This is a genomic window from Pseudomonas sp. HLT2-19-2 (assembly GCF_054898005.1).
In genome coordinates this window covers 4,339,433-4,354,034 of record NZ_CM142712.1, presented here as the reverse complement: position 1 = coordinate 4,354,034, position 14,602 = coordinate 4,339,433, and the positions used below count along the sequence as shown (strand labels likewise).

Annotated in this window: 10 protein-coding genes and 1 pseudogene; 8 read left to right on the top strand and 3 right to left on the bottom strand. The window is 50.8% G+C overall.

Translation table 11 applies throughout. From position 1 onward, the window contains the following. The first annotated feature begins 381 nt into the window (after positions 1–381). From ACYZTU_RS20200 to ACYZTU_RS20165, 8 genes and pseudogenes are all read left to right on the top strand, one after another. Positions 382–1,407: a glycosyltransferase gene (locus tag ACYZTU_RS20200; RefSeq protein ID WP_461964985.1), complete on the top strand. Its 1,026-nt coding sequence runs from the start codon at positions 382–384 to the stop codon at positions 1,405–1,407. Continuing rightward, positions 1,407–2,579 carry an FAD-dependent oxidoreductase gene (locus ACYZTU_RS20195; RefSeq protein ID WP_461964983.1) on the top strand — a complete coding sequence of 391 codons (1,173 nt, stop codon included), beginning with the start codon at positions 1,407–1,409 and terminating at the stop codon, positions 2,577–2,579. The genes ACYZTU_RS20200 and ACYZTU_RS20195 overlap by 1 nt, the downstream gene beginning before the upstream one ends. Then, positions 2,572–3,366, top strand: coding sequence for an NAD-dependent epimerase/dehydratase family protein (locus ACYZTU_RS20190; RefSeq protein WP_461964981.1), 795 nt, complete (start codon positions 2,572–2,574; stop codon positions 3,364–3,366). Before ACYZTU_RS20195 ends, ACYZTU_RS20190 begins: the two co-directional genes overlap by 8 nt. Further along, positions 3,363–4,199: a sugar phosphate isomerase/epimerase family protein gene (locus tag ACYZTU_RS20185; protein ID WP_461964979.1), complete on the top strand. Its 837-nt coding sequence runs from the start codon at positions 3,363–3,365 to the stop codon at positions 4,197–4,199. The genes ACYZTU_RS20190 and ACYZTU_RS20185 overlap by 4 nt, the downstream gene beginning before the upstream one ends. Next, complete coding sequence (locus ACYZTU_RS20180) at positions 4,196–4,552, top strand: DMT family transporter (RefSeq protein ID WP_401278752.1); 357 nt, start codon at positions 4,196–4,198, stop codon at positions 4,550–4,552. Before ACYZTU_RS20185 ends, ACYZTU_RS20180 begins: the two co-directional genes overlap by 4 nt. Before the next feature lie 11 nt (positions 4,553–4,563). Beyond that, positions 4,564–6,705, top strand: a complete 2,142-nt coding sequence (locus ACYZTU_RS20175; RefSeq protein WP_461964977.1) for a glycosyltransferase family 2 protein — start codon at positions 4,564–4,566, stop codon at positions 6,703–6,705. A 362-nt stretch (positions 6,706–7,067) separates the two neighbouring features. After that, entirely contained in the window at positions 7,068–8,762 is a 1,695-nt protein-coding gene (locus tag ACYZTU_RS20170; protein WP_461964975.1) for an acyltransferase family protein, read from the top strand. Positions 8,763–8,923: 161 nt separating this feature from the next. Further along, positions 8,924–9,383 (top strand): annotated as a pseudogene (locus ACYZTU_RS20165) (IS66 family transposase); the annotation flags it as partial. Between the two features lie 186 nt (positions 9,384–9,569). Here the strand turns inward: ACYZTU_RS20165 and ACYZTU_RS20160 are convergent. From ACYZTU_RS20160 to ACYZTU_RS20150, 3 genes are all read right to left on the bottom strand, one after another. Further along, positions 9,570–11,126 carry a hypothetical protein gene (locus tag ACYZTU_RS20160; RefSeq protein ID WP_461964973.1) on the bottom strand — a complete coding sequence of 519 codons (1,557 nt, stop codon included), beginning with the start codon at positions 11,124–11,126 and terminating at the stop codon, positions 9,570–9,572. 246 nt (positions 11,127–11,372) lie between these two features. Further along, entirely contained in the window at positions 11,373–13,406 is a 2,034-nt protein-coding gene (locus ACYZTU_RS20155) for an HAD family hydrolase (protein ID WP_461964971.1), read from the bottom strand. Further along, positions 13,403–14,599: a glycosyltransferase gene (locus ACYZTU_RS20150; protein WP_461964969.1), complete on the bottom strand. Its 1,197-nt coding sequence runs from the start codon at positions 14,597–14,599 to the stop codon at positions 13,403–13,405. Before ACYZTU_RS20150 ends, ACYZTU_RS20155 begins: the two co-directional genes overlap by 4 nt. Positions 14,600–14,602 lie beyond the last annotated feature (3 nt).

Here is a 14,602-nt window from a genome sequence, read left to right as displayed (position 1 = left end):
TGCAAGTTCCCATTTTACGAATGAGTCACCCACAACAAATAGCCGGGGCTCTGAAGGTAAACAGAGAACGTTGCAAAACAGAGCTCCACAGGCGATGTAGTCCCTGGCTGATGACGTTACTGGCGACATTTTATTGATCCGTTTTTTAGATCTTGAATCTTATCATTTGTTGAAAGTCGCCTACCAGAAAGGAGGTGAAGAGGCCTTTCTGGAATCTCCAGACGAGTTTTGGACATCAGTCGACTTCGACGTATGCCCTTGGCTGATGTGAGTGGCAGGTGGTGTTGGCCCGGAGATGGGGTAGAATCAGCATTTTTACTCTTGGCGGCATCACAAAGCCTCCTCCTGTGATCGCTTGATTTTTGTTTAAAGGGATTGTGAATGGCCTTCTTTCCGTGCTTTTTGTCTGTGGTTTTTGTCGTTCGCAATCAGTCGCAAGGAATCGAAAAAATACTGGCAGACGCGGCTTCTGCTGTCGCCCTGACCGTCAGCGATTACGAGTTGATCGTTATCGATAACGCGTCTGACGACGATAGTATTTCGCTCCTCAAGCGACTGGCAGGCGAGAGCGGGCTCGCCAACTTGCAGGTCTACGCGCTGACCAAAGAGGTCGACACTGATACCGCGTCGTGGGTTGGTCTGGAAAACGCGCTGGGTGACTTCGTGGCCGTGATCGATCCGCTGTCCGATGACATTGGCTTTATCCCTGAAATGCTTGAGCAGGCGGTTCGCGGTGCTGATGTGGTGTTTGCGAACAACCAGCAGAAACCCGCGCAAAGCAGAGCCTATCGTAGCGCTTACGCGGTGTTCCATTGGCTCTATAACTGGTTCAATGGTGTTCACCTTGCCAGGGAAGCGCCGCAGTACCGCATTATCAGCAAGCGAGTCATCAACTTCATCCTTCAGCATCCTCAGCCAGCCATGACCTACCGGCACCTTCCCGCAACGGGCGGCTTTGCCCGTGCTTACCTGAGCTACAGCGCAAAACCGAAGGCCTGTGGCCCGAAGCGACTGGGGGACAGCATCGACCGTGGCATGCGACTGCTGGTATCGACCACCCGAGCCCCCATGCGGCTAGTGACTTCGCTGTCGTTGTTCGGTGCCGTAGCCAATCTGCTATACAGCGTCTACGTGCTTGCGATCGGTTTGTTCAAAACGGATGTAGCCCCAGGCTGGGTCAGTTTTTCGCTGCAACAATCGGGTATGTTCTTCCTGATCTCTCTGGTTCTCCTGGTACTAGGGGAGTACATCTTGAACATGGCGAGCTTGTCGAACGAAGGACCGCAGTATCATGTCGGTCAGGAGTTCACCAGTGCCCGCATGACTCGCCATGAAAAGCTCAACATCGAAGAGGTCCGTTCGCCTACGGTTGATAGCGACACGATGCCACGCGAGCAAAACGTCTGATGTTGGGCGTCACCACAGATTTTGATGCCGTTGTGATTGGTGGTGGGTTTTATGGCGCCGCCATTTCGATCTATCTCGCCAGACAGCGTGGGCTCAAACGTGTCCTGTTGCTTGAGAGTGAGCCTGCACTGTTGAGGCGTGCTTCTTATAGCAATCAGGCACGGGTACATAACGGCTATCACTATCCGCGCAGTTTCACGACGGCTTATCGCAGCAGGGTCAACCTGCCGAAGTTCGTGCGAGACTGGCCTGATGCGGTCAAGCAAGACTTTACCAAGCTCTATGCCATTGCCCGACGCAACTCCAAGGTCACCGCCAGGCAGTTTGAACGGTTCTGCCGGGAGATAGGCGCGGCTTTTCAGCCGGCAGATGCGTCGTTGCGAGGGCTCTTTGAGCCGAGGCTGATCGAAGAAGTGTTTCTGGTTGAAGAGTACGCGTTTGACTCGACGAAACTAGCCGGCTGGGCCGAGCGGGAGTTGAAAGAGAGCCGGGTCCAGGTTCGTTGTTCAACCCAAGCGAGCGGTATTTCCAGAGGGCCGGACTCTACACTGCGCGTGGCAGTAAAAACGCCAAACGGCCAGTTGGAACAGGTCGTGTGTCGTTACGTATTCAATTGCACTTACAGTGGTCTCAATCAGTTCTCTGGCGAGTTTCCCGGGGTGAAGGCTGAGCTCAAGCAAGAAATTACTGAAATGGCCCTGATGCAGATGCCCCCATCCCTTGTCGGGCTGGGTGTTACGGTGATGGACGGGCCATTTTTCTCGATGATGCCTTTCCCTGCCCGCGACCTGCATACCCTGTCCCATGTGCGGTATACCCCGCACTTGCATTGGACTGATCGGCAAGGGGTTGACCCCTATGAGAAACTTCGCCATTACCCGCGGGACTCACGCGTTGATCGAATGGTGAGGGATGTGGGGCGCTATATCCCGGCCGTTCTTGAGGCCAGGCATATTGACTCGTTGTTCGAGGTCAAAACCGTTCTGGTGAAGAACGAGGGCGACGATGGGCGGCCGATTCTTTTTGAAAAACACGCAGGGCTCCCCGGTTGTTACTCGGTGCTCGGCGGCAAAATTGACAATATTTATGATGTTCTTGAGAAACTCGATACAGAACAGTTCTCGTGTATCGATAGTCAGGAAACCATCAAGTCTGGAGTTGTGAATGGCTAATGCACTTATCGGGTTTTCAGGGTTTGTTGGCAGTACGCTGCTGAAGCAGAAAACCTTCACGTCGCTGTATCGTTCAACCAACATCGGCGATATCGACGGTCAGGTGTTCGATACCGTTGTGTGTGCTGGTGCGCCGGCACAAAAGTGGATCGCCAACCGTGACCCTGAGGCTGATCGGGAAAAAATCGACGGTCTGATTGCACATCTCAAGACCCTCCGGTGCACGACCTTCATTCTGATCAGCACAGTCGATGTTTTCAGCAATTCCATGGGGGTTGATGAAGAGACGCAGGTGGATGTGTCGGGTCTGCATGCCTATGGTCTGCACCGCCGATTGCTAGAGGAATTTGTTGAAAGCCATTTCGCAAACTACCTGATCGTGCGTCTTCCGGGGTTGGTGGGGCCTGGTCTGCGTAAAAACGTCATTTTCGACTTCTTGAATCAAAACAACCTTCATTCGATCGATGGTCGTGGCGTCTTCCAGTTCTATCCGATGGTCAATCTCTGGCACGACATCCAGCTGTCGCTCGATGCCGGTTTGAAGTTGGTTCACCTGACGGCGCAACCCGTCAGTGTGGCCGATATTTCGCAGAAGGGCTTCGGCACACCTTTCACCAACGCCCTCGCGAATCCCGCTGCAACCTATGACATGCAGACCCGGCATGCGCAGGTATTCGGTGGGGCTGGGCGGTATCAATACAGCGCTCGCGAGACACTTCTCGCGGTTCGTGCCTATGCCCAGTCAGAACCGCTAGCTGTGAAAACCGATCCAGGAGTAAACCCATGAGGCTGGCGATTTCCAACATTGCGTGGGATATCGCGCAAGACGAAGGCGTCGCCGATTTGCTTCGGCTTCATGGTGTCGACGCAATCGATGTGGCACCCGGAAAGTACTTTCCCGAGCCCGCCAAGGCTTCGGACGATGGCATCATCCGGGTTAAAGACTGGTGGGCGATGCGAGGCATCGAAATCACCGGGATGCAGGCGCTGTTGTTCGGTACAACCGGTTTGAATGTCTTTGGTTCGCAGCAATCTCAAGAAGATTTGTTAACGCACTTGAGCGCTGTGTGCCGTATTGGCGCTGGCCTTGGTGCTACCAGAGTGGTCTTTGGCTCACCGAAGAATCGTGATCGCAGCGGTTTGAGCGATGAGCAAGCGTTCGCGGTGGCTGTGCCTTTTTTCAGGCAGTTGGGGGACATCGCTCATTCCAATGGGGTGACGATCTGTCTTGAACCCAATCCAGCCTGTTACGGCGCCAACTTCATGACCACCAGCGCAGAGACTGCAGCCGTGGTCAGAGCAATTGATCATCCTGCCATCCGCATGCAACTGGATACCGGTGCGCTGACGATCAACGGCGAAGACCCCCAGCAGGTGCTGAACGAGTGTGCCGGACTGATCGGGCATGTGCATGCCAGCGAGCCGGATTTGCTGCCCCTCGGGGATGGCGGCACCGATCATGCGCAGATGGCGTTGGCTTTGAAGTGTTATTTGCCTGGTCATGTTGTATCGATCGAGATGGTTGCCACCAAGGATGAGTCACATCTGCACTCTATTGAACGTGCCTTGGGCGTAGCGTTGAAGTCTTACCGTGTAGACAGCGTCGAGGATGGAGCATGAAATGGATCATTCTGTTTCTGGGCATCCTTTCCAATGCATCTGCCAGCGTACTGGTGAAGATGGCAATGATGCCGCCACGCAAGTTTCCGTCGCTCAGTGATCCACTGACGGCAATCACCAACTGGCCCTTTTGGCTGGGACTTGGGCTGTATGGCATGGCGTTTCTGCTCTATGCCGCTGCGCTGGCTCGTCTTCCACTCAATGTGGCGCATCCGGTGTTGACTGCGGGGGCGGTGGCGACTGTCGCCTTGTCTTCGATATTGATTTTTCGTGAGCCCTTTCACTGGACGACAGCGGCAGGGGTTGTGTTGGTAATTGCTGGCGTCGGGCTAATCACAGCTCGCGTAGTTTGATGGTAGAAATAATGACCGCTTCTGATATTGATCCAGCTGTGCGCAGCACCTGGCAAGTTCCTTCTTTTGATACTCCACTGTGGCTTGGGCGTAAACATCCCTGGTGCGTGGTTATTCCCGTCATTAACGAAGGCGATCGCATCAGGAACCTGATTGCCAAGATGGCAGAGGCAAAAATTTCTGACATTGCCGATATCATCATTGTCGACGGTGGTAGCACGGATGGTTCTCTTGAGTTGCAGGCTCTACAGGATAAGGGCGTCAGCGGTCTTCTGGTGAAAACCGGCCCGGGCAAGTTGAGCTCGCAGTTGCGTTGCGCCTATGCATTTGCCCTGGATCAGGGTTATGAAGGCATTGTCAGCATCGACGGTAATGATAAGGATGATCCGGTTGCCATTCCGCGCTTTATTGACGCCTTGAAACAAGGTGTCGATTTTGTCCAGGCTTCTCGTTTCCTGCCGGGTGGTGTGGCAGTGAATACGCCAAAGTCGCGCGACCTGGCCATTCGATTGATCCACGCTCCGGCATTGTCGTTCAGCTCAGGTTTTCCATGGACAGATACGACCCAGGGCTTTCGGGCGTACAGCCGTAAAATGCTGCTGGACCCGGCAATCAGCCCGTTCCGCGACGCCTTTCGAGAATACGAATTACTGGCTTACCTCTCTCATCGAGTACCGCAGATGGGGTATCGATGCTTGGAATTATCCACTAGTCGCATCTATCCCGAAGGTGAAGTTCCGACCAAGATCAGTGCAGTTAGGGGGAACCTCAAAGTCCTGAAGACCCTGCTCTTCTCATGCGTGGGGGCTTACAACGTACCCGGTACTGAAAGGAAACTCTTGCCCAGTGCTTGGCCAATAGCTCTTGTATGCTTTATTGGTTTTCTGTTTAGTGTGCTGGCGTTTTTTCCCGGGTGGATGAGTCCGGATTCTTTTGCGCATTACGTCGATGCATCAAAAGAAGTTTATAACGATTGGCAGCCTGTAATGATGAGCTGGTGGTGGCATCAGCTCAGTCGCATTTACTCTGGTCCTGCGCTGTTATTAATTCAGAACCTGATTTTCTATTGGGGGGCGTGGGGGTTGATTGCTCTCGCTAGCCGTCGGAAAATTGGTCGCTTTGCATATCTTATTCCTTTGATCGGATTCTGGCCTGGGTTGCTTTTTCCTTTGGGTCAGATCTGGAAAGACGTTGCTTTTGCTTGTTCCATGTTTTTTGCGTGGGCAATCCTAATCAATGTATGCGCGCAGTCTAGAAAGCTACAGTTTATCGAACGTTTTGGAGTATTCGCTCTAGGAGTCTTTGCCTTCGGTGTAAAAACAAATGGGTTGGTTGCTCTACCGTTCCTGTTTGGGTTTTGGGTATTCATTGAGGGGTGGAAGAAGTCCAGCTGGGCTATGCAAGTTGGTCTTATGCTAATCATCACTGTGGGAGCCGTAACAACTGCCCATTTTACGGTGCCTCAAGATCGTATCGTCAAGACGAGTTCGTTCCAGTACACCCAAACCTACGATCTGCTCGCTATCTCAGTAAAAACAGACCAAAATTTGCTACCTTCATACATCAATGCTCGCATTGATGGTGCGCCTGGCTCGTTGAAAAAATTCTATTGGGTTGGAGGCAATAATGCACTTTTTTACAATACGGCAGGTAATCTGACCACTACAAATGCCAACGAGCTTGCTGAGTTGAAGAATCTCTGGGTACGGGCAGTGATTAAATATCCACGAGAGTATCTGGCACATCGATTGGATAATTTTTTAGCGTTGCTCCGATGGGGGGAAACTACGCCAGCATACGTTGCCGTCGTTGGAATCGATGAGAATCCGTATGGGCTGAAGTTTGAAAAAAATAAGTTTTCGGATGGGTTGGCCTCGCAGCCTGATCGTCACCCATGGATGTTCTTACCCTGGATTTATGCGGTGTTGCTCTTGACCTCGACAGGAGTGCTGGTCTGCCTAAAATGGCATAGGGGAATGGTGTTAAGCTTGAGTGGTTCTGCGGTCGCTTTTGTGGCTCCGCATTTCTTCATTGCTCCCTCCGCTGACTATAGATATCTGTATTACGCATATTTTTGTGCGTTGATATTGGCGTTCTTTGCAATTGCCGAGATGTTTCGACGGGTTGCTGCCAAGGCGATGCGGGCGGGTTGATACGGCTCGGCTGGTCCCCTCTGCCTCGTCAAGGTAAAGCCCCGTTATGGGATACGGATGCATAGGTCGCTTGCGCGGACAGACAATGAGCGACCTGGCTAGTGCAGTCAGGCGCTCCCAATTCAATCGGTTTAGCTGGTTCCGGCGTTTAGGGGTATTGAACGCGGCGATATACAGTGAACCGATGATTTGGTAGGAGCCCTACCGCACAGGTACAAAAAGGCCGGCAACTGGGCGGGCGGGCGTTCGGGAGGATCTGCAGCAGTTGCTGCGATGTGATGGGGTTTTCTCCAGCGAAAATATTAGTGGTCCAGTGCTATCATGTGCGCTGACAAAAAAACATAACGGACTGGTCACCTATCGTGCAAAAACACGTTCCTGTCGGAGAGCGCAGCTTGTGGGCACTATTTCTATCGATGCCTATTGCCTACCTGCTAACCTCAAAATTATTACCGTTTATTGTGGTGACTTTATTCGGAGTCCAAACCTCCGTAATCGAATTACAGGCAACAGGAGCGAAATCTGCCGACTCAAAGGGGGCAGAAGTGTGGGTTGAAAGGCCTCAGTACATGGATGGCACAGTGCCTGCCGGATGGGAGGCCCGGGGAAACAGGCTGGTTTCCTACATTCCTCCATATGGCCCTCTTACCTTAGAAGTGCCTTCTAACAGTCCAGGCCTTGAGTTTGTCAAAACTGATTGGTCGGGGCATGCATCAATAAAAATCGGCGCAGAGAAAAGTACAGTCGATCTTTATAGTAAGTCTGAATCGAAGGTATCAATCTCTGGTTATGAACTGCTGCTAAAGTCCAAGGGTATATTCGTTCCTTTCGTGGCGGTTGTTTTTTTTACACTGCTGGCTTTTATGATGCTCATCACCCATCGCGTTCTCCGCGTTGATGGCGCTCTCTCGACAGTGGTGGATCGGCCTGTCGGCTCTAAGAACCTAAAGTATGACTCCCGCCTTGACCATCTCCGTTTTTTGGCCGCCGCAATGGTGATTTTTTATCACTGTTTTACCGATAACTTTGGTCTTGGTCATAGTACCTATAACCCCCTTTTAGGGCTCGTCGAACAGGGGCATATGGGTGTTGGACTCTTCATGGTACTTAGCGGTTATCTGCTCACGAAAATCGCGTCAGGCAAAGAAATAAATTATTTTGACTTTATAAAAAATAGAGTTATACGAATCTATCCTCTGTATATACTGTGCGTCTTGATAATGCTGTGTGGGTGGAGCCTTAACTATTCTTTCACGCAGGCGCTCAGTTTGTTTTTTCCATTTGTGAATGCTCTGCAAGACGTAAAGCTTCCAATGTTTGCCCACCTATGGACAATTGCGGTAGAGTTTCAATTTTACTTAATATTCCCATTTCTTGTCTTGTTTCTAGATAAAGTTGGTCCGAGGTACATCGTAGGGCTTCTGGTACTCACAATATTCTTCAAATATCTCATGTGGACGAAAATGGGTTCAGTGACCAATGTGGCCTACATGACCCTGTTAGGACGCATTGATCAGTTTATTATCGGTATGGTTGCGGCCTTTTTGACTAAGCAATATTTGGCCGATAGTAAGATAACAACTGCGTGGCTTGTTGCTGCAATCGCAAGTGCAGCCGTTGTAATGAGTATTTTCTGCGGACAAAAAGGTCTAATCGGAATTGATCAGTCTTGGGTGATGGCGTTTTGGCCATCCATCGAGGCGGTGATGTGGGCTACCCTGATCGTCAGCTACTCGCATGCACGAATTCGGATCCCTGAAGCCATCAATGTAAGCCTAGCGCGCTTAGGTCAGCTTAGCTTCTCTATGTATTGCATGCACTACGTCGTGATTCCATTCACTAATTCCCATTTCGTTCGCATTGGGCAGGCCCCCGGTGGGTTGGCTGATGTCCTTGCACAGACTGCCTTTCTAACGGTTCCTGCCATCGTGATCTTCTCTATGCTGACTTACGGAATTATTGAGAAGCCATTCTTTACCCTCAAGAAAAAGTACGCCATGCCCTCCCCGGCGGAGCGATCTTTGCGCCAAGAGAAAGAACGTGAAAGCGTCAAGTGATTGGACGTTCTGGACAGAATTACCTCTTTCGGAACCTGTCTGCGTATGTCGCTCATCTAGGCCGGTCAGCCAAAACGATGAATTAATGACTCCAACTTATCATTGTTGTTTCATCGAGTATTTAGCAGGGTGACTCATTATTCCGTGAATGGCAGATTTATCAAACCGGGCGTGCCGATATCGCCCTGAATCTGATCAACAAGCTGTACGGTATCGAGCGAGATTTAAAAGAAGTCGGCGATGAACATCGACACGAAAGTCGACAGCAAAACAGCCTGCCGGTGTTGGCGCAGTTGCAAGCATGGTTGGAGAAAACCCGGCCACAAGCGACGGCGCAAAATGCACTGGGCAAAGCCATCAGTTACCTGGCCAGCAATTGGATCAAGTTGGTGCGCTACACCGAGGCCGGTTACTTGCCGATCGACAACAATACGGCCGAGCGTGCGATCAGGCCCTTCGCGCCAGAATTGGCTGTTCAGCGACACGCCCAGAGACGCGACGGCCAGCGCTCAACTTTACAGTTTGGTCGACACGGCCAAAGCCAACGGCCAAGAGCCCTTTGCGTGGCTGCCACAGGCATCGTCGGTGGACGATTACGAAGCCTTGCTGCCTTGGAGTTGCTTGCTTGCTCGCTCGCCTCGCCAAGCGCGCCGCCTATTTTTGAATAGGTGGGGTTCATGGAGCACTTACCAGCATTCAGCCAAGCCGTTCAAGTGGAGTAGAACGGCTGAGGCCATCATTAGCGAGTATATAAGGCGAAGCCAAGCGTGATAAAAAATTAAATTAATGGATTAAGCGCTCAGGCCACTAGTCAGCTTTTATTACGGATGTTTCGCCGTTGGCTCTAGTGATAGTTGCCTTTGAGTATTGAGGTAAATCTGGAAGTATCATTTCACCCTCAATGTAGGTTAGAGCGCAGCCCTTCCTGGCTTTTAGAAGCTCAGCGGCATTGTCCGAAGATTTGTATTCGTAGATTCCGTGGTTGAACAGAAGGTTTGCATAACCTCTCACAGCAATATTTGATGCGTAGACGGTACATTCTTGATCTGATGCTCCAATGACTTTGTTTGCAAGTACTCTGTTGGATTTATCCTTTTCACCCCAGAATGCGTATCTGGCGAGGTCCTCCCGGTAAGAGCAGTATCCCTGGTAGCTGGCAATCGCAAGTGCACCTATTAGCCCCAATCTACCGAGAAGCCTTGAGTTAGCAAAGCAAACTGAAAATATAATTGTTGCTGGGAATATGAACTTTAGTCGATCGAAGGTATATGCAGATGCATGCTGAAGCATTACCACGTTCTCAATCAGTGGAATACACGCCGCTAAAAATACAAAAACCAAAACGCCGGATAACTGAGATTTCTGTGCGTGGCCTCTTGTAAAGCTCGAAATCGCTGATATCCCAACGGCTAACAGGAGAAATAGTCCGTATGAGAGACCATAGCCATAGATGAGCAGGGTAACGCTACCTGTCGATGCGCTGCGGTCGACGAACCTATGTAGAAGGGAGTTAATCGCTGGAGAGAGTCCGATAGCCGCGCTAAGATGCGCGATGGTGACTATACCCGCCAGTCCAGTGGAAATAAAAATGTAGAAAGACATTTTTCGATCTGCCCTGCATCCTCCCGCACCAAACCAGAACAACAGAACAAGCCCCGCGTTGAATATATAACCAGTCCACTCTGTAAGAGCCCCGCAGAAAGTAAGTATAAGTAAGGAGAAGAGATGCACTTCTCTTGTACGACCAGAAGGTGAAATTAAATACTTCAGTACGGTAAGTAGTGATAGCGCTAGGATCACTTGATATAAGCAGTGTGCCCAGTAAGTGAGTCCGGTGGATAAAAGTGCTTCTCTACTGAAAATCGATATCAAGGATGCGGACAAAGATGCTACTGATGATGTAAGTTGGGCGTAACCGGTAGACCGTAACAAAAAATAGCAAAGTATCAGAATTAATACGCTGGTGACCCCGCCAAGCATAAAATTGAAGTAGGCAAGGTTCGTAGTTGACTTCTCAATGGGTAAAATTTTAAACCATAAGTAGGGGGCGATGAACCCAGGGAAGCTAAAGCTCGTATAGATATAGTTTCCACTTTTTGTCGGAACAGTAGCGCCCCATGAAATACCTTTATCTAACGTACCTCCGAGCGAAATCAATGGCAGGTAAAGATGCGCGGCGACAGGATTTTCGCTTATAGCTTTAATGGTCAGCAGAGTGTGATATGTAGCCTCCAAATTCTGAGAGCCATTAGGCTCAGAAAATTCTGACTTTCGTAGTTCAAAGGAGATAGCAAGTAGTGTGATCAATGCCAGCAGGCAATAAAAGATAGGCGATCTGAATATTTTTGTTGACGTGAAGGACATGGGACTTCCTGTAATGGAGCCGGGCGCTCAGAAACGCCTGGATTTGTAGTGCGATAGTAACCCGCGGCGCGCATGCTACCTCTTACACAGTCAAGGCAAAAGGGTCAATTCCACGGTCGCGCATCGCCTAATCATTACGAAGGTAGGTCTTTGCGCTGCGAAACAGTTTTTATACGTAAGCGCACCATAATCCCCATCTATCCCAAAATGGGGTAGGCGGGGATTATGGTGCGCTTAACTAAGCATCTACCGTCTGCGAGACTTCATCCGATAACGTTTGACCGCGTTGGCCACCGTGAAGAGAGCAATAAGCACGGTCTTGTGCACGGGACCAATTCCATTGAGGTGCTTGATTCCGGAGGTCCATTGAACTCGACGGATGTAGTCCATCACCTGCCGACGCGAAGTGCTACTGAATGGGGAAAGAAAGATCGTAGATAATGCCGGAGCCTGATTCTTCTGGAAGATATCACCGAAGCCAAAAACGTCGTGTTGAGGTGTATGGATGAAGATCTTTGCCAAGTCAGCATCCGGATTGACACTGAGTTTGTTCCAGACATGCACAGCCGACGCGCGCAGTTCCGCGGAGCCCACCACATAACGCTCCAGGTACGGTCCCCATATTTGGGCAGCCAGTTCGACACCCTCCTGGAAGTGAACGGAAAATTCACTGTGGGAACTATTTTCCTCGGCTGAGACATTGCGATAAGCAGTAGCCTTGCCTTGCGACCTTACGTACTTCTCCGTGCTGCCCATGTTTGATGTGCACAGCATTTCAAGTACAGCAAACGCTTCAAACAGCTTGCCTGTATCAGCATCAACCCGTTCATCAGCACCGTAGGCACGCTTTGAAACATTCGACGCTTGGGGATTTAGCATCTTTCGCAGACCGAGATACATCCCGTGAAAGTGTGTCGCAGGCTTTATCCGCGCAAGATTGTCCTGGATTGTCCCGCGCCAGCCAATATCAACCAGGCCGACCTTGTCGTTTTGTGAAATACCTTTTTCTGTAAGGTATTCATTCAATAGCTCGCGTTGTTCCAGTATCTTTTTGTTTACGGCAGCCGTGAATGCCGGTGCCCGGATCAGCTTGCTTAATGACTCGTTCTCATCAGGGCGCTCAATAATATCCGAGGCCTCTAACCCAACCTCAGATAAAAGGTCAGCAAAGTCCGCGTATTCCAGACCCAGCGTGGAAAACAGCCCGGAAATCTTTTGCGAGCGGTTCAGGCGCCAAATACGATTGAACTCATCATTCGAGACTTCTTCCATTGAAGCGACGAACGTAGAAAGTCGACTGACCTCAAGCTCCGCATATGCTGGCAATTGATGCCCAAAAAGCGTCTGATCTGGAAAGACAATTTCGTATATACGGCGGAAAAACTCGCCCTCTCGGGTAAGAAAGAAGACTCGATCCAGACGCTCAGCGACTGCCTGCTCGGCAATCCACAAGGCAAAGCCCAGGAACAGTGGCGCGGCCTCTACTCCGAAACGAAATGCTGCCGCTTCGGTCTTTTGCCGCGCAAGTATTGACGACTCCACTGCTTGGATACTGAGCTGTCGAAGATGCTGGAACAACGCCTCACGCGAAACAAACAGGCTCTCTCGCTCTTTCCTGGCCGCGTGAGATTTGTCCGGGACGAATGAAATGCCGGTAACGCCCAGTTGCGCCGGGGACTCAACATCCGACCAAGGGTGATCGCCTACATGCACATGTTCGGGAGGAGTGATCCCGTAGACCTCGTGCACATGCTTGAACAGTGTTCCTGAACGTTTATTCAAGCCCACGTCGCACGAGCTCACGCCATCCTCAAAGAGATGACTGAGCCCCTTCTGCTCGAGCAAGTGTTTGAGCATGTCAGAGGTCATGTAGAAATCAGAGAGGAATATCGTTCTTTCGGCAGAGTGCTGCTTGAGAAACTCTTCGATATCCGGATCCTGAAAAGTACGGCGCACTTCTACTGAAAGCTCATAGTCGGCAAAGCGCTGGGGCAGACTCTCATCGAAGGGAGAGAGCAGAATTGTCTCCAGCCATTCCTTGAGCACATGAACGATTTCGTACTCTTCGTCCTTGTTTGCTTCTCGAGCCGTCCGCGCAAGACGGGCTTCTGTATCCACCCGTGCCTGATAGATCTCCCAGTAGCCCGTGTAGAGCGGTTTGAAGTGTCCAGCCAGCTCGAAAAATACATGAGCAGCAGTCGCCAGCTTGATGCATTCAGGGTGGCAATCTCTTCTAAGCAAGGTGTCCCAGACATCAACCGTCTTGATTTTGTAGATCATCGTACTTCTCGCCCACCAAAAATCACTTCACCCACTGCTTCCAGCTGTTTGATCCGAAGCTTGAGCCACGCGGGGAGTTTGGCGGCAAGTTCACTGAGTTTGTGACGGCGAACGACCCAACGATTTGAATTGAGACGTTGCTTTTCCTGAACGGAGTACTCGTTGAACGCCTTTACAGTCAACTCTGTAAAAACAGATTTTTCCATGAGTGGACCTTCCAAACTCTTCTCTACCCAGTCGCAGAAAAGAGCCGAAGAGTCATGCCAGGAAGGCCAAATGTCGGCCGTCTGGCGCGCTCCCTCCTGAAGACGCAAAAGCTCCGTACGGTCGCATATGAGTGTTTTTAGGACACTGACGACGCCTTCAGTGTCACCTGTGGAGACTACGACCGCATTTTTTCCATTAACGATATATTCGTCATGTCCGGAAACATCAAAGACTACGGCGGTGCCGCCACAATGAAACAGCTCAAGCGGCGGACCAAACATTCCTTCAACCGTACTGAGCTTGATCAAAATATCGCAAGAGCGATAAATTTCGGCAGTCTTGACCATGGGCACCCGGGAAAACACCCGCGAGACTCCGGGAAGCCACTTGATGGGGGAGCCCGTCAGTACCCAGATGTCTTTCGCGCCAGCTTCTCTGGCTAATCGAACACCCAAGGCCGTATTTTTGAATGAGACACCAAAATGTCCCTCTACCAGAATTCTGGGTTGCGCATCAATAGGGCGAGGAGCGCTTGCGACACCCGTTTGTGAGTACACATCCTTGCGAACACCGTTGCGTACCAGAGTGGTATCCCGATTGAAATCGTCTTTCAGGTAATGCTGGATCCACGTAGCTTCAGTCACGTATTCGATTGGGAAGTGGTAGGTAGCGTCAACCAAAGCACGCAATGGCCCTTCCGATTCAGGATAAAACCTGGATTCGATCGACTGTACGAAATACGCATACCTTCTGGCGTCGAAATTGCCAAGCTCAAAAGCGGTCTTCCACCATGTGGCGATGACCAGGTCGAAAGACTCTTGCTTGGCCTCTTCTATGGGCAGACAACGAAGCTTCGGCGCTTCGTCATGCCAGGAAAGCGTCGCTGCCGAAAAAGGTTCCTGAACCGCCAACGTTACGTCATATCCATGATTACGCAGGTAGCTGGCATGTTGAATGATGACGTAAGTGCCACCGCTAATAGCCATCGA